The 20,869-nt window shown below is 46.7% G+C and carries 19 protein-coding genes, 1 pseudogene and 2 riboswitches; of the genes and pseudogenes, 12 read left to right on the forward strand and 8 right to left on the reverse strand.

Annotation, left to right across the window (positions count from 1 at the left end):
* Positions 1 to 11: 11 nt before the first annotated feature.
* The 4 genes from HWX64_RS12680 to HWX64_RS12695 all read right to left on the reverse strand — a co-directional run bounded on the left by HWX64_RS12680 (position 12) and on the right by HWX64_RS12695 (position 3,828).
* Entirely contained in the window at positions 12 to 875 is an 864-nt protein-coding gene (locus HWX64_RS12680) for a bifunctional 5,10-methylenetetrahydrofolate dehydrogenase/5,10-methenyltetrahydrofolate cyclohydrolase (protein WP_254871188.1), read from the reverse strand.
* A gap of 115 nt (positions 876 to 990) precedes the next feature.
* Positions 991 to 1,090, reverse strand: a riboswitch (ZMP/ZTP riboswitch).
* A gap of 478 nt (positions 1,091 to 1,568) precedes the next feature.
* Positions 1,569 to 2,918 (reverse strand): FAD-dependent oxidoreductase, encoded by a 1,350-nt coding sequence (locus tag HWX64_RS12685; RefSeq protein ID WP_175989929.1) that lies wholly within the window; start codon positions 2,916 to 2,918, stop codon positions 1,569 to 1,571.
* Between the two features lie 260 nt (positions 2,919 to 3,178).
* Positions 3,179 to 3,496 (reverse strand): multidrug efflux SMR transporter, encoded by a 318-nt coding sequence (locus HWX64_RS12690; RefSeq protein ID WP_175989930.1) that lies wholly within the window; start codon positions 3,494 to 3,496, stop codon positions 3,179 to 3,181.
* Positions 3,493 to 3,828 carry a multidrug efflux SMR transporter gene (locus HWX64_RS12695; RefSeq protein WP_175989931.1) on the reverse strand — a complete coding sequence of 112 codons (336 nt, stop codon included), beginning with the start codon at positions 3,826 to 3,828 and terminating at the stop codon, positions 3,493 to 3,495. Before HWX64_RS12695 ends, HWX64_RS12690 begins: the two co-directional genes overlap by 4 nt.
* Before the next feature lie 60 nt (positions 3,829 to 3,888).
* Positions 3,889 to 3,983: riboswitch (guanidine-I (ykkC/yxkD leader) on the reverse strand.
* A 284-nt stretch (positions 3,984 to 4,267) separates the two neighbouring features.
* Between HWX64_RS12695 and HWX64_RS12700 the strand changes: the two genes are divergently transcribed.
* The 7 genes from HWX64_RS12700 (at position 4,268) to HWX64_RS12730 (ending at position 8,871) form a co-directional block, all read left to right on the forward strand.
* Positions 4,268 to 4,999 carry an SDR family NAD(P)-dependent oxidoreductase gene (locus tag HWX64_RS12700; protein ID WP_175989932.1) on the forward strand — a complete coding sequence of 244 codons (732 nt, stop codon included), beginning with the start codon at positions 4,268 to 4,270 and terminating at the stop codon, positions 4,997 to 4,999.
* Positions 4,996 to 6,012: an S-adenosylmethionine:tRNA ribosyltransferase-isomerase gene (locus HWX64_RS12705; RefSeq protein WP_175989933.1), complete on the forward strand. Its 1,017-nt coding sequence runs from the start codon at positions 4,996 to 4,998 to the stop codon at positions 6,010 to 6,012. The genes HWX64_RS12700 and HWX64_RS12705 overlap by 4 nt, the downstream gene beginning before the upstream one ends.
* A gap of 222 nt (positions 6,013 to 6,234) precedes the next feature.
* Entirely contained in the window at positions 6,235 to 6,594 is a 360-nt protein-coding gene (locus HWX64_RS12710; RefSeq protein ID WP_175989934.1) for a VOC family protein, read from the forward strand.
* A 211-nt stretch (positions 6,595 to 6,805) separates the two neighbouring features.
* Positions 6,806 to 7,450 carry a YitT family protein gene (locus tag HWX64_RS12715; RefSeq protein WP_175989935.1) on the forward strand — a complete coding sequence of 215 codons (645 nt, stop codon included), beginning with the start codon at positions 6,806 to 6,808 and terminating at the stop codon, positions 7,448 to 7,450.
* A gap of 131 nt (positions 7,451 to 7,581) precedes the next feature.
* Complete coding sequence (locus HWX64_RS12720) at positions 7,582 to 8,055, forward strand: DinB family protein (protein ID WP_175989936.1); 474 nt, start codon at positions 7,582 to 7,584, stop codon at positions 8,053 to 8,055.
* Entirely contained in the window at positions 8,052 to 8,195 is a 144-nt protein-coding gene (locus HWX64_RS12725) for a hypothetical protein (RefSeq protein ID WP_175989937.1), read from the forward strand. The genes HWX64_RS12720 and HWX64_RS12725 overlap by 4 nt, the downstream gene beginning before the upstream one ends.
* A complete protein-coding gene (locus HWX64_RS12730) occupies positions 8,185 to 8,871 on the forward strand; it encodes a DNA alkylation repair protein (protein ID WP_175989938.1) in 687 nt (228 codons plus the stop codon). The genes HWX64_RS12725 and HWX64_RS12730 overlap by 11 nt, the downstream gene beginning before the upstream one ends.
* A gap of 17 nt (positions 8,872 to 8,888) precedes the next feature.
* On the opposite strand, the gene HWX64_RS12735 is transcribed toward HWX64_RS12730, so the two are convergent.
* Complete coding sequence (locus HWX64_RS12735; protein WP_175989939.1) at positions 8,889 to 10,538, reverse strand: L-lactate permease; 1,650 nt, start codon at positions 10,536 to 10,538, stop codon at positions 8,889 to 8,891.
* Between the two features lie 341 nt (positions 10,539 to 10,879).
* Between HWX64_RS12735 and HWX64_RS12740 the strand changes: the two genes are divergently transcribed.
* The 5 genes and pseudogenes from HWX64_RS12740 (at position 10,880) to HWX64_RS12755 (ending at position 15,577) form a co-directional block, all read left to right on the forward strand.
* Entirely contained in the window at positions 10,880 to 11,299 is a 420-nt protein-coding gene (locus HWX64_RS12740) for a peroxiredoxin-like family protein (protein ID WP_254871144.1), read from the forward strand.
* Between the two features lie 170 nt (positions 11,300 to 11,469).
* Positions 11,470 to 11,693: pseudogene (locus tag HWX64_RS21960) on the forward strand (hypothetical protein).
* A 178-nt stretch (positions 11,694 to 11,871) separates the two neighbouring features.
* Positions 11,872 to 13,062, forward strand: a complete 1,191-nt coding sequence (locus HWX64_RS12745; protein WP_175989940.1) for a glycine C-acetyltransferase — start codon at positions 11,872 to 11,874, stop codon at positions 13,060 to 13,062.
* A gap of 89 nt (positions 13,063 to 13,151) precedes the next feature.
* On the forward strand, positions 13,152 to 14,093 hold the full coding sequence (locus HWX64_RS12750) for an L-threonine 3-dehydrogenase (RefSeq protein ID WP_175989941.1): 942 nt from the start codon (positions 13,152 to 13,154) through the stop codon (positions 14,091 to 14,093).
* A 215-nt stretch (positions 14,094 to 14,308) separates the two neighbouring features.
* Positions 14,309 to 15,577 (forward strand): ATP-binding protein, encoded by a 1,269-nt coding sequence (locus tag HWX64_RS12755; protein WP_254871145.1) that lies wholly within the window; start codon positions 14,309 to 14,311, stop codon positions 15,575 to 15,577.
* 340 nt (positions 15,578 to 15,917) lie between these two features.
* Here the strand turns inward: HWX64_RS12755 and HWX64_RS12760 are convergent, their stop codons facing one another.
* The 3 genes from HWX64_RS12760 to HWX64_RS12770 form a co-directional block, all read right to left on the reverse strand.
* On the reverse strand, positions 15,918 to 17,276 hold the full coding sequence (locus tag HWX64_RS12760; protein ID WP_175989942.1) for a YjiH family protein: 1,359 nt from the start codon (positions 17,274 to 17,276) through the stop codon (positions 15,918 to 15,920).
* Positions 17,277 to 17,552: 276 nt separating this feature from the next.
* Positions 17,553 to 18,833, reverse strand: a complete 1,281-nt coding sequence (locus HWX64_RS12765) for a short-chain fatty acid transporter (RefSeq protein WP_175990718.1) — start codon at positions 18,831 to 18,833, stop codon at positions 17,553 to 17,555.
* 431 nt (positions 18,834 to 19,264) lie between these two features.
* Positions 19,265 to 20,782, reverse strand: a complete 1,518-nt coding sequence (locus HWX64_RS12770; RefSeq protein ID WP_254871146.1) for a BCCT family transporter — start codon at positions 20,780 to 20,782, stop codon at positions 19,265 to 19,267.
* Between the last annotated feature and the right edge of the window lie 87 nt (positions 20,783 to 20,869).

Below are 20,869 nucleotides of genomic sequence, written 5' to 3' on the forward strand. Positions count from 1 at the left end.
CAAACAAAGAGTTATGAAGATTTCTTGAGAAGCTTTGCTGATTTTTCAGCTGAGTCGACGGTTTGTTTTAAAAGCATCGAGATGGTTACAGGTCCGACTCCGCCAGGGACCGGGGTGATCGCACCGGCTTTCTCGTAACAAGACTCATAATCGACGTCGCCGACATTCCCTTTATTGTAGCCGGCGTCAAGGATGATCGCGCCCTCTTTCACCCAGTCGCCTTCAATGAAGCGGGGCTTTCCGACGGCCGCTACCACTATATCGGCCTGCGATATGATCTCCGGCAGGTTCTCTGTATAGGAGTGACAGGTCGTGACGGTTGCATTGCGGTTCAATAGCATCATAGACACCGGTTTGCCTAAAATCGGGCTTCTTCCGATCACGACGGCATGCTTTCCTTCAACGGACACATCATAAAAGTCAATGATGTTCATGATGGCAGCCGGTGTACAGGATGGGAACTCGCCGAAACCAAGAGATGTCTGACCGAAGCCGAGGCTCGTCACACCATCTACGTCTTTATCGATGGAAATCGCTTCGAACGCAGCGCGCTCATCGATATGCTTAGGGACAGGATGCTGAAGAAGGATGCCGTGTACATCCTCATCCGCGTTTAACTCGTTGAGGACTTTCAGCAGTTCACTTGTCGTCGTTTCCTTCGGAAGGTGAATCCGCCGGGACTCCATGCCGATTTTCCTGCAGGCATTCCCTTTCATTTTTACGTAGGTTTCCGAAGAGGAATCGTCACCCACAAGCACCGTGGCTAGGCAAGGCGTGATCCCTTTTTCCTTTAAAGCAGAGACTCTCAACCGCAAGCTTTCCTTCACTTCTGTAGCTACTCGTTTTCCGTCTAAAATTAATGGTTCCACTGCAATCCCTCCTGAAAATGATAAAAGACTATTTTCTGATAATCGCTGCTTTTCGATGGTGCTAAACAGCATAGTATGGAAAAGAGCCCAATAAAAAAAGACAAGGGCATACGGATGTCCTTGCCTTTGCCCAGGCGAACGGCATTTTTGGCTGATGATGAATGTAAAGTCGCAGCTCCCTTGTGGTTCGTTCCACGTTTTCGCCAGTCACTGCTGTTAATTAAGTTCAAATTCATTATAACACGAATATAAATAAAAAATCCAGTTAAATCGTTCGTGTTTTTATAAAATCTCCATCATAAGTCTGAAATGTATACCGGTCCAATTTTCTATCTTTCCTCCTCCCTTATAGCCGATTTGCGCAATGAACCGTTTTCATAAACTTAAAGTAACAAAACGATTTGGGAGGAAAAATGATGTTAAAAGATAAAGTAGTGATGATTACCGGAGCGTCGAAGGATTGGGGAAGGAAATAGCCCTGCAATTTACAAGGGAGGGGGCGAAGCTTGCCGTGTGTGCACGAAATCAAGCTCCTTTGAAAGAAGTGGAAAGGGAAATCCGTGCATAGGAGCTTCAATTAATTATTAACCGCATCAGCCTGCAAGCCCAAACACTTCTATAAGACCGCACACAAAAAGCGCACTTACCTAAAAGTGCGCTTTTCAACGTATTAACTCAACACCGCTGACCCAGTTTCAATCAAACCAATTGCGGCTTGCGTGTCTCAGCTGCTGCAAGTCCTGCTTTATTCAGAAAGTTCCACGGCTGATTGAAGTGAGGCTGGAAGAAGAAGTCGACAAAGCCGAGTTCTTCTATCGTCATGCCAGTCTGAATGCAGACGCTGAGTGTATTAATGGATTGGGTGACATCCGCTTTTGACAGTACCTGCGCGCCAATAATTTTACGGCTTTCAGGCAGGTAGCTGACTTTAAACAGCACATCTTCCGCTGTCGGCATAAATTCAGGACGGTGCTTTTCGGAGATTGTGACACTTTTCACATGAATATCCATCGCTTGTGCACTCGTTTCAGTTAAGCCTGTTGATGCCATATTCAGGTCATAAATATGCAGACCTGAAGTTCCCTGTGTACCAACATTCTTCATGACCGGTTCAGTGAGATTGCGTGCAACGAGTGTACCCATTCTGACTGCATTAGTTGCAAGTGGGATATAGGCAGCCTGACCTGTCGGATTGTATTTCACTGCACAACAGTCACCGGCTGCAAGGATGTCAGGGTCGCTTGTGCGCATATAATCATCAACTGTAATTGCCCCGTTTGGCAACATGTCTACTTTTCCTTTTAAGAGCTCTGTGTTTGGGCGGAAGCCGACACACATAATCACAATGTCAGTCTTAACGCGTCCTTGATTCGTTACAACAGCTTCAACAGACATTTCACCTTCAAAACGAGTAACAGTTTCGCCGAGTCGCAGTTCAACGCCGCGGTCAATGAATGCCTGCTCTACCTGATCTGTAAATTCCTGATCAAGATATTTATTCAGAATACGGTCCACACCGTCAATCAGCGTTACTTTTTTCCCTGCCTGCTGGAATGCTTCTACAAGCTCAACGCCAATATAACCTGCGCCGACAATCGTAACGTGCTTAGCGTCACGTGATTTTTCAATGATTGTATTTGCCTGATTGAAGTTCTTTGCTAACAGGACGTTATCAAGCTTAATGCCGTCGATTGGCGGGATGATTGGCCATGAACCGGTTGACATGACGAGCTTATCGTAGCTGTCATTGACTTCTTCACCAGTGACCAGATTCAACGCTTTGATCTGCTTCTGTGCAGTATCGATTTCCTGCACGGTGTGCTTCATTTTCATTGTAATGCCGAGATTTATCAGCTGTTCAGGTGAGCTGTAGAAAAGTCCCTGCGGATCTTCAACTACACCGCCCACATATAATGCTAAACCACATGAAAGAAAGGACACATTATCGTTTTTCTCATAGACTGTAATGTCTGCTTCAGGATACATATTTGCTATATTTGTTACAGCTGCTGTTCCAGCGTGAGTACTTCCGATTACTGCTATTTTCATGGGAAATTCCTCCTAAGTTTCAATTGTGAAATGTTTCACAAATACTGTTCGACTTAAGTATACGACGGTTTGGAATGGAATACAAGTGTTTTGTTCAGTATTTCACAAACAACTATATCTTTATCCGGCCTCCGTAAATAAGGGGCCGGGGGTGAATAATTGATGCGTCTCACCCGGGACGGAGGAAGCCGGTACTCTTATAGAATCATTACAAAAATGAATCACTGAGCTTCAGTCCCCGCTTCGCCGCCTCCACTCAATTAACTCGTCACTACCCGCAGCCCGACAACCGCTACTACAATCAGTGTTAAAAAGAAAATACGCTTGCGGTCTGCAGGGTCCCCATAAAATATCATACCTACGACAACGCCGCCGATTGTACCCATACCGGTCCAGACGGCGTAGGCCACGCCAAGCGGAATGCTGGTCATGGCGAATGAGAGGAGATTGAGGCTTGCTATAAAGCCGCCGATCAGAAAGATAAATCCGCTGATTTTTTTACCTGTTGCAATCCGCTGCATGCCGTTTACACCAAGCACTTCACAAAATCCCGCTATAATTAATGCAATCCAGCTCATGATTTCTGCGCCTCCTTCCCATTCGCATCCGTGACAAATTTCAGGCCGATTACGCCTACAAGCAGCATGACTACAAAGAACACCACACCTGCATTGATGCCAGCCTCAAAGAAGATCATATCCACGATCACAGTACCCAATGTGCCAAGCCCGACAAAGACTGCGTAGACAGTTGCTGTCGGCAGGCGTGTTGAAGCCATCAGCAGTCCTGTGAAGCTCACGAGAATCGCTGCGATTGTCAGCGTCCACGTCAATCCGTCATGCGCATATTTCAAGCCGGTCGCCCAGCCGATTTCAAAGAGTGCCGCAACTGCTGTGATAAACCACCACATAAAAATCGCTCCTTTTCTGCTAAAAAATAAAAAACCCGGGACATATCACTGTAAAGTGGTATCTCCCGGGCTTTTCTCCCTCCGTGTACAAAGATCGCTCTTTGCGCTTTCTCTCGGACCAGACCCGTAATGGCGGAACCCTAGAAAGTCTTTTTGTGAATATTATGGAGTTTTCGGTACTTATCTTAGTACGGGTGGAGCGGGAAGTCAAGTGAGGCGGTTTGTGCACTGTGGGACCTTTTTCTTTTAATGCAGAAACTCTCAATCTCGGGCTTTCCTTCACTTCTGTCTTATCGTTCGTGTTATTGTCGAACTACATCAAAAGACTGAATGAAATACCGGTCTATTTCTCTATCTTTCCTCTTCCCTTATAGCCGATTTGCCGCGGTAATCGTTTTCATAAAATGAAAGCAAGGAAAACAATTTAGGAGGAATGAACATGCTGAAAAACAAAGTGGTCATGATTACGGGGGCGTCAAAAGGATTGGGGAAGGAATTAGCCCTGCAATTTGCAAGGGAAGGGGCGAAGCTTGCCGTGTGTGCCCGTAATGAGGGTCCATTGAGAGAAGTGGAAAAGGAAATTCGAGCATTGGGCGGTGAGGTGGTTGCACTAGCCGCAGATGTATCCGTTCCGAAGGATGTGGACCGTTTTGTCTCGGTGACAGAGGATGCGTTCAGCAGGATTGATGTACTGATCAACAACGCTTCCATCTTCGGGCCTGGTCCAAGGCTGTTGGCAGATTATCCGGAAGCGGATTTTCTTGAGGTCTTGAAAGTCAACACGTTCAACCCATTCATCGTCACCAAGCGGGTCCTGCCGGGAATGCTGCTGAGGAATGCGGGTTCTGTCATCAACCTTACGTCTGAAGCGGGGAAGACCGGTTTTGGCGAATGGGGAGCCTACGGGATATCCAAATTTGCGGTGGAAGGCCTTACCCAGACGTGGGCGGATGAACTTCAGGACACAGGCGTCTGCATCAACATGGTGGACCCGGGTGAAATGAACACCGGGATGCATGATGAGGCAGTCCCGGAATGTGATTATCCGTTAGCTGAACCGCATGAACATATGGACGTTTTCCTTTACCTTGCTTCTGATGACGCCAGCGATGTTTCCGGCAGCCGCTTTGAAGCGCAGGAGTTCAAGTGGAATCGGGGTGGGGGACAATGAATGAAGCGGTCTTTGACATACCGGCCCAGTTAAATGCATCGACTCCCATCGAGATCACGGGAAAAAGCAGGGATGAAGTTAAATTGATGGTACTGAACAGGAAAACGGGAGCCTGCCTTCATTCCCGCTTTGATCAACTGCCCGCCCAGTTGAAGAAGGGAGACGTTCTGGTGGTCAACAACAGCAGGACGATTCCGGCATCACTGCAAGGGAAACAAGGAAATCGCCAGGTTGAAGTCCGGCTTTCCCGGAAAGTGAACAGCCATGAATGGGATGCATTGATTCTTGGGTGCATGTATGACACCCGGCTGTCCATTTCCTTCAATGACGGGGTTAAAGCCGTCATGGCAGGAAAAGGAAGTGAAGAGCCTTTAATCCGTTTGGCATTCAATGTGGAAGGTGAAGCATTTTTTGATTTTTTATATCGCAACGGGGAGCCGGTCCGCTATGAATACATCGATACCCCGTGGCCGCTTGAAAACTATCAGACCGTATACGGCTCGGTCCCGGGATCGGTGGAGATGGCTTCTGCCGGAAGGGCATTTTCCTGGAAACTGATCTCACAGCTTCGCGCAGAAGGGATCGAGGTCGTACCCCTGCAGCTTCATGCGGGACTCAGTTATTACGGTGATGACCGCTGGCCGACTCCAACGAACCACCCTGAGGAATACCATCTTCCACAAGGGACGGTGGATAGCATAAGAAGAGCCAAAGAAAAAGGAAACCGGGTGATTGCAGTGGGGACGACGGTCGTTCGTGCGCTTGAAACCGTCGCTGCCGGCCTTGATGGTGAACTAGCTGCCGAAAGCGGTGTGACAAATCTGTATATCACGAAAGAAAGTCCCCTGCGCATCGTTGACGGCCTGATCACCGGGCTTCATGAACCGCAGGCAAGCCACCTGGACCTTTTACGGGCATTCGTTTCGGATGAGCACTTATTCCGTGCCTACCGAAGCGCTTTGGCGAAGGGATATATGTGGCACGAGTTCGGGGATATGAATTTGATTTTGTGAATGTAGATTTTGGAAGCTTTGATTCTGGATGCGTCACCTTGGATATCGAGAAAATTCGACAAGTCGAGCAATAATCCCGGGTTTTCGCGCATAACGAGTGAAGATTCGAGCAAAATTAAATTTTTTCGAACAAAAATGTGATCATTTCGAGCAAAAGACCACGTTTCTATACCCATCCAGCTGTCAAAGCCATACATTACGATAAGGAAATCAGGTGAAACCATGAAACTTCATCACATCGGCATCAACGTCAGCAGCCTGAAACGCTCAAAAGGGTTTTATCAAACTCTTTTCGGTTTTAAAGAGGAGTTCACTGCTGTCATCGGGAGCGAGGAAATCGTATTTTTAAAGAGGAATGAGGATTGGCTGGAGCTGATCGAAGACCGGGATAGAGGCCCGTCAAACTCCCGTGTCCACTTCGCATGGGAAACGGCAGACCTGGAAGCAGAAATAAAGCGGCTCGCGCGGCTGGATTTGGTACCTGTTGAAGGACCAATCCAGCTGGATAACGGCTGGAGAGCAGTCTTTTACAAAGGGCCGGATGAGGAACTGATAGAGTTAATTTCAATAAAAACAAATTGAAGATGATAACCTGTTCCAGCAATTGATTGTAGTGGAAGACGAAGACTCCCTGCGGGGGAAGTGGCCAATGTAAGATCCGGCGGACAGCCGCTCTAGGTCTTAAGTTGAATACCTCACCAACCCGATCGGTTTTATGAAATTTTTTTGTTCACCCATCTGTGTTACAGTTATCCGGGTGTAAAGAAATTATACAGATTGGGAAGGGATTTTCATGAAAAGAGAATTCGTGATTCGCTGGGCGTTCTTCTTTGTCGGCCTGCTTGTTCTGGCCTTGGGGATTACGCTGACGATTAAAGGAAAAGATCTCGGGATCGGACCATGGGATGTCTTTCACTACGGGTTATTCAAACAGCTCGGTCTGACGATCGGTACATGGTCGATCATCGCCGGATTTATGATCCTTTTGATCACCGGTATCGGAACGAAGTCGTTTCCTAAGGTCGGCGCTTTTTTAAATATGCTTTTAATTGGTATTTTCATAGATTTATTTAATTTCCTGATTCCGGATCCGGAGTCGTTCGCGGCTCAGTCGATTGTATTCGCAATCGGGATCCTGGTGATCGGGTACGGAATCGGCCTATATGTTTCCGCTGATTTAGGAGCGGGACCCAGGGATAGCCTGATGCTTCTGGTGACAGAAAAAACAGGCTGGAAGGTGCAGTGGGTCCGGAATGGAATGGAGCTCATCGTCTTCTTCTTCGGATGGCTGCTCGGCGGTCCTGTCGGAATCGGGACGGTCGTCATTGCACTCGGCCTCGGTTCGATCGTCGGCATCTCCCTGCCGCAAAGCAAGAAGCTCCTTCAGTACGTCCTTACAAAACCATTAACGAAACGAGACAATCCCCTTGCAAGTTAAGGGGGTTGTTTTTTTATGTCCGGAACCCGAAAGTTGAAGCTGCATATTTTTTAAAGGGTAATCAAAGGACATAACAAGGGATTTCAACCTCAGTCAGAGAACTACTAATAATGTAAAGGAGTGGATGGAAAATGGAATTTACTTATCATGTATGGGCTACCCAAAAACTTTTGGAGCACTTGAAGTCCCTTCCACATGAGATGTTTCACGAAGAAATTCAAAGTGTGTTCCCGTCGGTAGAAAGGACGCTTTTTCATCTCTATGAAGTGGATGTCCTGTGGTTTTCTAGATTAAAAGGTGAGCGTATGCCGGTTGAAAAGAAAATGTTTGAAACAGTGGAAGAATGCGAATTGGATTTTTCTGATTTACATAATGAAATCCTCGAATGGCTTGGTGACATGTCTGATGAGCTCATTTCCCTCAGATATACGACTTCTAAAGGTGAAGCGTTTGAGAATACCAGAGGTGAAATCCTGAAACATATGGTCAACCATGGAACCTATCACCGCGGGAATATTGCGGCCATGCTCTGGCAGCTTGGTGAAAAGGGAGTTTCAACTGACTATATCTATTTCTTGAGGGAAAAAGGGGACGCATGGCTATGAAAGAGCTTGTAGGTCACTGCGATTCATGTCAAAAACCGATTTATTGCCTTGATGGGTTTTTTAACGGTGTGAAAAAGGGCAGCGGAGAGATTGTCTGCTTCGACTGCCATGAAGAGGAGGAAAACAACGATGGGTCATGAGTATGCGGATCGATTGGTTTCCCTTTTAAAGGAGAATCAAAATGAGGAAAACCGTGAAGCGATGGAGAAGTACATGCGCAACCAGTTTGCGTTCTTCGGCATCAAGACTCCGGAAAGAAACGCGTTGGTGCGTGAATTTATAAAAGAAAATGGAAAGCCGCCGGTGGAAGAGCTGCCGGAGATTGTCCGTTCCCTCTGGCGGGAGCCTCAGCGTGAGTGCCAGTACGCGGCGATGACACTTCTGGACAAGCAGGCAAGGGTTCTTGCGAGAGACCATCTCCCTCTACTGGAAGATATGATCTTGACGGTATCGTGGTGGGATACGATCGATCATATTTCCCCGCATTTTGCAGGGAGGATCCATGAAAAAGAGACGGCTGACGACTATCTCGAGAAGTGGATACACGCAGATAATTTCTGGCTGAACCGGGCAGCCATCCTTCACCAGTTAAGGTACAAAGACAAGACGGATGAAGAACGCCTCTTCCGTTATATCCTCATGCACAATGAATCGAAGGAATTTTTCATCCAGAAAGCGATCGGGTGGGCGCTGAGGGAATATTCGAAGACAAATCCCGAGGCTGTCCAGCAGTTCATCGACAGGGAGGATCTTGCTCCTTTAAGTAAGCGGGAAGGATTGAAGCATATTGAAAGGCTGGAAAATGCGAAGGGGTGATGCCCTTCGCTTTTTGCCTAGATGACATAGACTAAAAGAATTCCAAACAAGCCCCCGAGTAAAACATATAGGATCATGGGAATGAGTGTAATGCTTATGATCTGGCCTTCTTTTCCGCTCAGTCCGACAACGGAGGCTGCAGCGACCACGTTCAGCACGCAGACCATGTTTCCGGCATTGGCACCGAGAACTTGAAGAGCCAGGATCACGTCCGGTGCTGCTGATATCTGGTCGGCTACACTGAATTGAAAGAGTGAAAACATCATGTTGCTGAATGTTGCACTGCCTGAGATGAATGAGCCGAGAGCGCCGATCAAAGGCGCTGCAAGCGGCCATCCTTCCCCGATTGTCCCTGACATCAGTGTGGCAAGCTCCATCGGCATGCTGAGAAGTCCGCTTCCGTTCAGGTCGGAATTGATGAAGATCCTCACCATCGGCACGGCCGTCATTAATGAGATGACGGTCCCTTTCATCGTGATGATCGAGCTCTGCAAGGTGTCTTTGATTTGCTCTAGCTTCATTCTGTGAATCAAGAAAGTGATGAGCATCACGGTAAAGAAAATGGTGCCCGGCAGATAGAGAGGCTCGAACTGAGTTGATATCGACGTTCCAAGAATATCGGTCCATCCCACTTTTATACTCCGCATCCAACTCTTAAATGGGAGGAAGTCCAAGCGGGTGAGGACAAGGAACAGGGCGACAAGGATGTACGGAGACCAAGCCAGCCAGATCGGCATACTCCGTGCAGGGATTTCTTCTTGCAGTCTCTCATCCTCTTGCTTCTCTTTAAAATCCCACCCTCCATCCGGCAGCAGAAACCCTTTTTTGGCTGCCGGCACGACCAAAAGCAGCCCGGCAAGCCCGCCGATGATGGAAGGGAATTCAGGTCCAAGGAAAGCAGCAACGAGCCAGGCAGGGATCGTAAAGCTGAAACCTGCGAAAAGAGCGAACTTCCACACAGCCATTCCTTCTCTCCATGAACGATTTTCCCCAAAAAAGCGGGTCAGGATCGCCACCAGAACCAGCGGAATAAAACTTCCTATGAATAGATCGATGCTGACCGTCTGACTGGCAATAGAGCTCAGATAGTCGAGCATACTCCCATTACCTATCTGCTGAGATACTTGTTCTGCAAGGGATCCGCCTTGTCTCAGACCTTGGTCGACCCCGACCAGTACCGGTGTCCCGACCGCGCCGAATGATACGGCGCTGCTGTCGGCGATCAGTGCAAGAGATACGGCGGCGAGCGGCGGAAAGCCCAAAGCGACGAGCAAAGGGGCGCCGATGGCAGCGGGTGTGCCGAACCCTGCTGCGCCCTCGATGAAAGAACCGAATAACCAGGCGATGATGATCAACTGTACCCTTCGGTCAGGCGAAATCACGGAAAACCCATTGCGGATGGTTCCCATGGCCCCGCTGTTACTCAATGTATTTAAAAGGAGGATGGCACCGAAGACGATCCATAGGATCGAGATCGAAATAATGATTCCTTCAATCGTCGCTGCCCCCAGCTGTACGAATGGGATTTTCCATACAGTAAAACCCAATAGCGCCGTGACAAGGAAGCTGACCGGCATCGCCACGGAAGCCGGCAGACGGAATAATACAAGAAAAATGAAGACAGAAAGGATGGGTGTCAAAGACGTGAGAAGCTCAAGGAAACTCAAGATGTTCACCTGCTTTTATTATTTATACTCTTATTGTATATTAGTTTGCTCACCATTTCACAAACTTTTATGAACGATTTATGACAACGTATGATGGATTGATTTCCTGTTCACCGAAAAAAATAGAGAGAGTTCTGCAAGCCTATATTTTGAATGTTTCTTTCCCTGTTCGGTATGATAGATATACAAAGAATGAGGAGGTTATTCCAATGGACTTTATGCTCGAACGTCCCGATTCAAATGAAGAAGTGAACATCAACACGCTTCTTCAAGACAAGAAATCCGCGGTCATCTTTGTCCGTCACCTTGGCTGACCGATCTGCCGGAATTACCTCACGCAGTTGCGTGAGCGCGTTGAAGAATTTGATAAAAGAGGAATCAATTTAGTGGTGATCGCACCATCCAAAGGAAGCTTCGTTTCTCAATTCCTTGAAGAATTCGGCCCGTTCCCATTCACGATCTACGGTGATCCGTCCCGAGAAGGATACAAACAAGCCGGCACCGTCACCATGCCGAAATGGAAGCTGCTGAGTAAAGCCCTGTTCGGGTTTGTGACCGGAAAAGTGAAAAACTTCCTTCCCGACGAACAAGGCCAAAAGAAATTCGTCCAGAAATCCATGAAAACCCAGGACGTCTATATCCAGGGAGCGACGTTTCTCTTTAATGAAAAAAGAAAAATCGTTTGGAAGCACATCGACCAGTCTCCGGAGGATCATGCGAGTATTGATACTTTGTTGGGGAAGATTGATTCGAATTTATAGGAAAAATGTTAATTAACCTTCTATTTTTTTAGGTGAATGGCATTAAATTAAGTAAATTGCAAGGTGAAAATAGACGACCTCATAATGCTGGTGATTAGGCCGTCTTTTTAAATAAGCATTGTTTATTTGTAAGGTCAAGGAAGAACCTTGATTATAAGACGTTCCAGCGGTTGATTGGAGTGCAAGACGAAGACTCCTGCGGGAAAAGCGAAGCTGGGGAGACCCCGGAGACGCAGAGCGTCGAGGAGGCTCCCCGCTCGCCCGCGGAAAGCGAAGTCTTGCACGGAAATCAAAAGCGGCGTCCAACAGGCAATCTTCGTTTAAAATGATCCAGATAACAAACAACATGAAAAAGACTGCAGTTTCAACAAAAAACTGCAGTTTTTTTCATTAATCGGGAACACTAAATATATGAATAAAATGAAGAATTTTTTTGTCCATCACGAAAAAACATGTTAAACTAAAAAGTAGATTAAAAACAAGGAAATGTATAGAAATATCTGTTATTTACTGTATTTTTGGAGTGGACAATTGTTTATAAAGCGCTTACATAAAAGAAGGAGGATATTCCTATGACAAGCAAAACTCTTGATTCTTTTTTAACAGAAAACCTGGAAGATTTAAAATCACGAGGTTTATACAATGAAATCGATCCGCTGGAAGGTGCGAACGGACCGGTCATCACGATCAAAGGAAAGAAGCTTGTGAACCTTTCCTCAAACAACTATCTGGGCCTGGCAACAGATGAACGCCTGAAAAAAGTAGCAATCGAAGCGGTCAAAGAATATGGTGTAGGTGCGGGTGCCGTACGTACTATCAACGGAACGCTTGATTTGCACGTGAAGCTTGAGGAAAAGCTGGCGCAGTTCAAGGGAACAGAAGCGGCGATTGCCTATCAATCAGGTTTCAACTGTAATATGGCGGCAATTTCCGCGGTCATGGATAAAAACGATGCCATTATTTCAGACGAACTGAACCATGCGTCGATCATCGACGGCTGCCGTCTTTCAAAAGCAAAGATCATCCGTTTCAACCATTCTGATATGGAGGATCTCCGTGCTAAAGCAAAGGAAGCGAAGGAATCCGGCCAATACAATAAAATCATGATCATCACAGACGGTGTCTTCTCCATGGACGGAGACGTTTGTAAACTTCCTGAAATCGTGGAGATTGCAGAAGAATTCGATATGATGACATATGTGGATGATGCCCACGGCTCTGGTGTTCTTGGAAAAGGTGCCGGAACGGTGAAGCACTTCGGATTGCAGGATAAAGTCGACTTCCAGATGGGTACCCTTTCAAAAGCAATTGGGGTAGTCGGAGGATATGTCGCAGGAACACAGAACCTGATCGACTGGCTGAAAGTTCGCTCACGTCCATTCCTATTCTCGACTTCTTTAACACCTGCAGACGTAACGGCATGTACAGAAGCGCTTGACCTTCTCATGAACAGCACAGAGCTTCAGGACAAGATGTGGGAAAACAGCGCATATTTAAAAGAGAATTTGAAGAAACTCGGCTTTGACATCGGTGACAGTGAGACACCGATCACACCGGTCATCATCGGAGAGGAAAAAGCGACGCAAGACTTTAGTAAGCGCCTGTACGAAGAAGGCGTTTATGCAAAATCCATCGTCTTCCCGACCGTCCCAAGAGGAACCGGACGTGTGAGAAACATGCCGTCAGCAGCTCATACGAAAGAGATGCTCGATCAGGCGGTTGCTGCGTATGAAAAAGTCGGCAAGGAAATGGGTATTATCTAAACCAGACATCACAATATATACGGTACCGTGCCGGATGAACGAGGGCCTCGTTTGCCCGGCTGCGTGCTTTCTTAGCAGGAGGAAACAGAATGAAAAAGATTTTACTAACAGGGGCATTGGGTCAAATCGGTTCTGAGCTTACCGCAAAGCTTAGAAAAGAATATGGCACCGATAATGTCATTGCAACGGATATTCGCGAAACGGACAGTCACGTCGTTCAAGACGGTCATTTCGAGAAACTGGACGTGACGGATGCAGAAAAGATGTTCGACATCGCCAAAAAGAACAACGTCGATACAATCATTCACTTGGCCGCATTATTATCGGCTACCGCAGAAAAGAAGCCTCTGCTTGCATGGAATTTGAACATGGGCGGATTGGTGAATGCCCTTGAAGCGGCAAGGGAATTGGACTGCAAGTTCTTTACACCAAGCTCGATCGGCGCATTCGGACCCACCACGCCGAAAGACTCGACACCGCAGGATACAATCATGCGTCCAACGACGATGTACGGAGTGAATAAAGTATCAGGTGAGCTCTTATCCGATTACTACTTCCACAAGTTCGGAGTGGATACAAGAGGACTGCGTTTCCCAGGCTTGATTTCCTATGAAACTCTCCCTGGCGGAGGAACGACGGATTATGCGGTGGAAATTTACTACGAAGCGATCAAGAACAACGCTTACACGTCCTACATCGGTGAAGGAACGCATATGGACATGATGTATATGCCTGATGCCCTTCAGGCGATCGTCGACCTGATGGAAGCCGATCCCTCTAAGCTTCAGCACCGCAACTCATTTAACGTTTCTGCCATGAGCATCGCACCTGAGGATGTGGCAGCAGCGATCCGCGTACACCAGCCGGAATTCAAGCTGGACTACGACGTAGACCCTGTCCGCCAGTCAATCGCAGAAAGCTGGCCTGACGCCATCGACTCAAGCGCTGCAAAAGCCGAATGGGGCTTCAAAGCAGGCTACGATCTTGCAAAAATGACAGCCGACATGCTGGAAAAATTAAAAACGAAATAATCATAGAAAGATTGATCGCCTTCTTTTGTTAAGGTGATCAATCTTTTTTTATATACCTGCATGAAGTGAAGTCTTACATGAAAATAACCTCAAGTATAAAAACCCTCTATTTTCCTATTTGTAAATTTCCAAGAATTATAGAATAATACAAGTAAAGTACTTGGAAAATGAAGAAATCATGTATGATAAAAGAAAAAGATAGCGCAGGTGGTGTCATGAAACAAAATAAGGTTATGATCGGAAATAAACAATTTAATCATCTGGTGGCGCTGGCCGGCTTACTGTTGATCCTTCAGCTCCTCGCCGTGCTGCTGCTGGATGGACCTTGGGATCTCATTCTATCCCTTTTGATCTTGACACTCGGCGGCTTCTTTTTACTTAAGATGAAAAGAACAGCAACCGTCTTTTTCACAGAATATCGCCAACTGATCGAAGACAAGGACCAGCTGTCGACCCTGCTTCACTCGCTCCCCGACTTCGTGTGCTTTAAAGACGGTGAGGGGCGCTGGCTCAAGGTCAATCAATTCGGCAGGCAGCTCTATAACCTGGAGAGTATCGATTATATCGGAAAAACCGACCGTGAACTGGGTGAATTGGTTCCGTTTTTCAAAGACGCCTTCAACTATTGTGTCGATTCTGATGAAGAGTCTTGGAAAGCAGCGGAAGTGACGAGGTGTGAAGAAGGGTTTTATCTTCCAAATGGGGAGTTCAAGACCTTCGATGTCATAAAAGTACCACTTTATTATGAGGATGGCAGCCGGAAAGGCCTCGTCATCATCGGCAGGGATATTTCACAGCAGAAACTGGCTGAGGAAATGCTCTTAAGGAAAGAAAAGCTATCGGTGGTAGGTGAACTGGCAGCCGGGATTGCCCACGAGATCAGGAATCCGCTCACAAGCATCAAAGGATTCATCCAGCTGCTTGAAGAGAACGAACATGTGGCTGAAAATTATTTATCCGTCATGTCTTCTGAAATGGACCGCATCAACCAAATCGTGGGAGAGCTGTTGATCTTATCCAAGCCTCAAATGAGGGAATTCAAACCGTTCGATATGAGGGAAGTCCTTGATTACATCACAAAAGTGATGGGCCATGAAGCGATTCTGAAAGGCATTAACATCCAGGAAAATCGCCCGGAAACCCCAATGGTAGTCTACGGGGACAAAAATCAAATCATCCAGGTTCTCATCAATATCGTAAAAAACGCAATCGACGCCATGAATGAAGGCGAAATAACGGTCGACTGCACAATCGGAGAGAAACATATCAACGTCTCCGTCCTGGATCAAGGTACAGGCATCCCGCCAGAACGGCTGAAACGCCTCGGCGAACCGTTCTTCACCCTCAAAGAAAAAGGAATGGGACTGGGACTCACCATCAGCCAAAAAATCCTGGAAGACCACAAAGGCAGCCTCCATATCGAATCGGAAGTCAATAAAGGGACAAAAGTAGATGTGCTGCTTCCGCGATATATAGAAGAATAATAAGTGAAAGACCGGTGCAAAACGTGCCGGTCTTTTTTAGTTGAAGAAGGAGTGGCTGGTATTTCAACCAGTATTTATGTCTCTGTTTAAGCTTGTTCTTTTTATTATCCGTTCCAGCTTTTGATTGGAGTGGAAGACGAAGACTCCTGCGGGCAAAGTAGCTAATGTGAGACCCCACAGGAGCGCAGCGACGAGGAGGCTCACGGGCTACCCGCGGAAAGCGAAGTCTTCCACGGAAATCAAAAGCGGTATTAAAAGCACTCGAAAGGAATACAAACTAAGTTTTCCACATAAAAAAGCCAGGTCCCCCAAAAGGAACCTGGTTTTAAACGATTAACTATCAAAATATCATATGCGCAATCGCCACAATGACCAACAATGTCAAGAACGTACGCTGTAAGAAAATGATCACAAGATCTTTAAAGTCTACAGGGATCTTTGAACCAAGCAACAACCCGCCGACTTCAGACATGTAAATCAACTGTGTAACAGATAATGACGCAATCACAAATCGTGTCATTTCACTTTCAATCCCGGAACCGAAGATCGCCGGCAGGAACATGTCGGCAAATCCGACTAGAATGGACTTTGATGCTGCTTCTGCTTCAGGAACCTGCAGAATCTCTAATAGTGGGATGAAAGGCATACCAATCCATTCGAAAAACGGTGTGTTCTCCGCGATGATCAGTGCCGTCGTACCGATCGCCATAACGATTGGCGCAACACCCATCCACATATCGAGTACGTTCTTCATTCCATCCGCAAAGAATTTCGTCACGCTATTATTAGCCTTGGCCTGTACAAGCGCCGACTTATATCCATAGCCAAAACGCGTGTAGCCTTCAGGAATGACCTCCATTGTGTCTTTTCCTTCCTGGCCGTTGTAGTACGTATCAGGCTTGCGGGATAAAGGCGGTATGCGCGGCAGGATGATTGCGGCAATCAAACCGGAAGCTGCCACCGTTAGGTAAAACGGAATGAAATAGTCTCCTAGTCCTACTTCAGAAATGACCACTAAACTAAAGGTAATTGATACAACAGAGAAAGTCGTTCCGATGATGGCTGCTTCTTTCTTCGTGTAGTATCCTTCTTCATACTGCTTGTTTGTCAATAGAACCCCGATCGTTCCGTCACCGAGCCATGAAGCAAGGCAGTCGATGGAAGAACGTCCCGGTAATCCGAAAAGTGGTCTCATGATCTTCGTTAATAAAGCACCGAATAATTCCAGTAATCCGAAATTCAATAATAAAGGCAGGAACAGCCCTGCAAATAAAAAGACGGAGAATAAAATAGTGAGAAGCCCTTCAGAATTGAGAAGAAGTCCTCCGGTAACATCCGACCATACCCATTCAGGTCCGATTTTGAACAGGGTCATGATGGCGTAAACAGCCCCTAATACTCTTACAATCACCCAAACCGTCGGTACATTGAAAAGATTATAGAAAAATGGCGACTTCTTAATAGCATCCGGTTGAGCAAATTTTGTAATAAACGTCCCGATCACGGTTAAAACAATCAAACCTGTCATGATCGCAGGGACAAATGTTCCGATGTTTTCCTGCAGCCAGCCGGATAAGATGGCAATCGGAATTGTAATTCCATCCTCTTTAGGAATGGGAATGATAAAAAGAAAGATTCCTATTAATGAAGGAATGATAAATCGTAAATGACTAATGAGTGGATAACGTTGCTGATTCATATGTTCACCTCTGATGATCTTTATGCTTCGAATGAAACATTATTCATTTTAATGTATAGATATAAGTTTGTCTAGGTGGTAATTCATGCCTTGGGCATTTAAGCGTTTTCTACAGGGGCAGCGCGGTGTGTAAATAGAGCCGCTGTGATTATTCGACACAATTCGATTTTTACCCTGTTCATTTCATCCCTAAACCAAATTGCTTATGCCAATAAATAGAATCCTGCAGTTGACGGAGGCTGGCCGGTTAAATGGAAGCCAGCCTCATCAATTACGTTATAAAAATAGCAATCCAAGCGAAATGATGATTCCGCTGATGACAAGTATAAATACGCAATACCCCATGATGTCCTTAGCTTTTAATCCGGCAATCGCAAGGGCCGGTAATGCCCAGAACGGCTGAATCAGATTGGTCCAAGCGTCTCCCCAGGCCACTGCCATGGCTGTTTTAGCCACTGAAGCATCAAGGGTTTGGGCAGCATCGAGCATGATGGGAGCCTGAACGGCCCATTGCCCGCCCCCCGATGGCACGAAGAAGTTGACGATTCCTGCACTGAGGAATGCAAAGAAATAGAACGTCACATCATTTGAAATCGATACAAACGCCTCTGACATGACCACTGCCAAACCTGATGCAGTCATCATTCCCATGATCCCGGCATAGAAAGGGAACTGTATGATGATTCCACCCGCTCCTTTGACCGCCTCCTGAACCGCAGCCAGAAAACGTTGCGGAGTCCCGTGGAAAATGATTCCGAGGAACAGGAACAGGAAGTTTACAATGTCTAAGTTAAGGGCAAACCCATTTTTTACAAAATAATATCCAAGGAAAAGCACACCGAGAACCCCTATGATCATGGAAAGAACCATACTGTTTTCCATTTTTTCAGCAGGAGTCAGCGAGCCCGTTTCAACGGTCGCAGCTGTCTCATTGAATAATGAAGGGTCGACCGTTACGGTTTCATCCTTCGGAGGCATCAAAAGCCTCGCCGTAATCGGCAGGACGACGAATAAAACGGCAACAATAATGAGATTGAATGAAGCAAAAATCGTTTCACTTGTCGATATCACACCGATCAGATCTTGAAATGGATGCCCCTCGGTTGCAATCGATAATGGAATCGAGCCTGAAAAACCTGCATGCCAGACAACGAACCCTGAATATGCGCTCGCAATCAGCAAGCGGTAATCGACACCTTTGACCCTTTTTGCCAGCTCCTTTGCAAAAAGCGCACCGATGACCAGGCCGAATCCCCAGTTGATCCAGCTTGCGATCATCGACACAACCGTCACGATGACAATCGCGGAGCCTGGAGATTTGGCAAAAGAAGCAAGGAAGCCCAGAAAGCGTTTAAAGACCGGACTGCTTGCCAGTACATAACCGGTTACAAGCACCAGCACCATTTGCATGGAGAATGCCAAGAGTGCCCAGAATCCTTCACCCCAGAACTGAACCATCTGCATGCTTGTACTGTCTGTGAAAATCAGCCCCAGCCCGAACACAACGAGGGTCAAGATGACCACAAACAGAAACGGATCAGGCAGATATCTCTGCATAATCCTATTTGATAATGAAATTAGCGGTTTCAATTCATTTCCTCCCCTTTGTCTATTTCTCTTTATAAAACCATCCCATTTCCTATTCTTCTATAATGATATGTGAAAACCCTTTCAAAATTATAAATTTTCTTATTATTTTATTTGGATCGTACATCGTTGACCGTTCCTTTGCGCTTCAGGCATTTGCTTTCCGCGGGAAGGAAGTCGAGCCTCCTCACCGGAGCTGGACAGGTCGCGACCTTTCCTCCATCTCCCGTCGGAGCCAAATGCCTTCCGCTCTAATCCAATCAGGACTTTCAATTTACAAATAATGTTTAATGTCACTTTATTTGTAAATCCGACTGAGTATTATCCAGTAAATAACATTCTTAAATAATAAATGCCCGGTCCCTCTTTAAAAGAGAAACCGGGCATTTGATTCAGTGCAGTTATTTCTTAGGAACTTTCGGCTTTGGTTTTATTTCTTTCCTCAGCAGTCTGTAGAGGGTGAAGCACATGAGCAGCAGGATGACCGTGAATGGCAGAGCCGATACGAGGGAGGCGGTTTGCAGACCTTCGAGGCCGCTTGATAGGAGCAGAACGGCTGCGATCGCTGCGATGAGAACGCCCCAGACGATTTTTACAAACATCGGCGGATGCAGGCTTCCTTCTGTTGTCATGCTGCTCAGGATATACGTGGCCGAGTCGGCTGACGTGATCAGGAATGTGAAGATCAAAATGATGGACAGAACATTCAAGAGCATCGTAAATGGCAGCTCTGCATATGTCGTGAACAATGCCTTGGCCACATCCTGGTTGACGGCTTCAGCGATGGACGTGCCCCCGAATAAGTCGAAATGCAGGGCCGTTCCGCCAAAGACGGCGATCCATAATAAAGCGATCATCGGCGGGATGACCAGCACCCCGATAATGAATTCCCTAATGGTCCGTCCTCTTGAGACCCTCGCTACAAAGGCCCCGACGAACGGGGACCAGGCGATGGCCCATGCCCAGTAGAAAATCGTCCAGTCCTGCACCCATGATCCGCCTTGATAAGGGGTGAGGCGCAGGCTGTACCTGATGAAGTTGGTGATATAATCACCGATTCCAAGCGTGAACGTATTAAGGATGAAAACGGTCGGTCCGGAGATAAAGACAAAGACCATCAATAGGAGAGCCAGTGACAGATTAAGGTTGCTGAGCCATTTGATCCCCTTGTCGAGTCCAGTAGTGGATGATGTCAAATAGAGGATCAACAGCACCAAAATGATCAATAATTGTGAGAGGGTGCTGTCATCCATCCCGAATACGGTATTCAGCCCGCCATTGATTTGCAAGATCCCAAGTCCGAGTGACGTGGCAACCCCCATGACGGTCGCGATGACGGCAAGGATGTCAATCGTGTTTTTAATTCCTTTGGCGCGTTTACGCTTGCCGAACATCGGGGACAGGGAGGTGGAAATCAAGCCGTTCTCCCCTTTCCTGAACTGGAAGTAGGCAATGATCAGTCCAACGATTGCGAACACCGACCATTGGCTGAGCCCCCAGTGGAAAAAGGAATAAGCCATCGAAAGACGTGCCGCTTCTTTCGTCAGTGGTTCTGTCGAAGGATAAGGGGTTTCAAAAAAATGACTCATCGGCTCTGCAATCCCCCAGAAAACAAGGCCGATACCGAATCCGGCGGAAAATAACATCCCGATCCACGTGAAGAACGGGTATTCAGGCCTCTCGTCGTCCCGTCCGAGACGTATCTTTCCATACTTGCTGATGGCCAGGGCCAATAAAAATAATACAAAAATGAGAACGGCTAATAAGTAAAACCATCCGAATGCATATGTAGTGAAACCAAAAGCTGCATTTGCCCCTTTGGCAAAAAGCTTAGGAAATGCTGCCCCAAATACAACTAAAATGGCAACGACAATTCCGGATATCCAAAAAACTTTATTTAAATATGTACGATTCTCCAAATGCAGAATCCCTCCTTTTATATTTGTGCGTACCTGCCTATTATTCTCATACCCCAACCTCAACCAAAACATGCATGAACATTCAAA

This window comes from Bacillus sp. Marseille-Q1617 (assembly GCF_903645295.1).
Lineage (GTDB): Bacteria > Bacillota > Bacilli > Bacillales > Bacillaceae_B > Rossellomorea.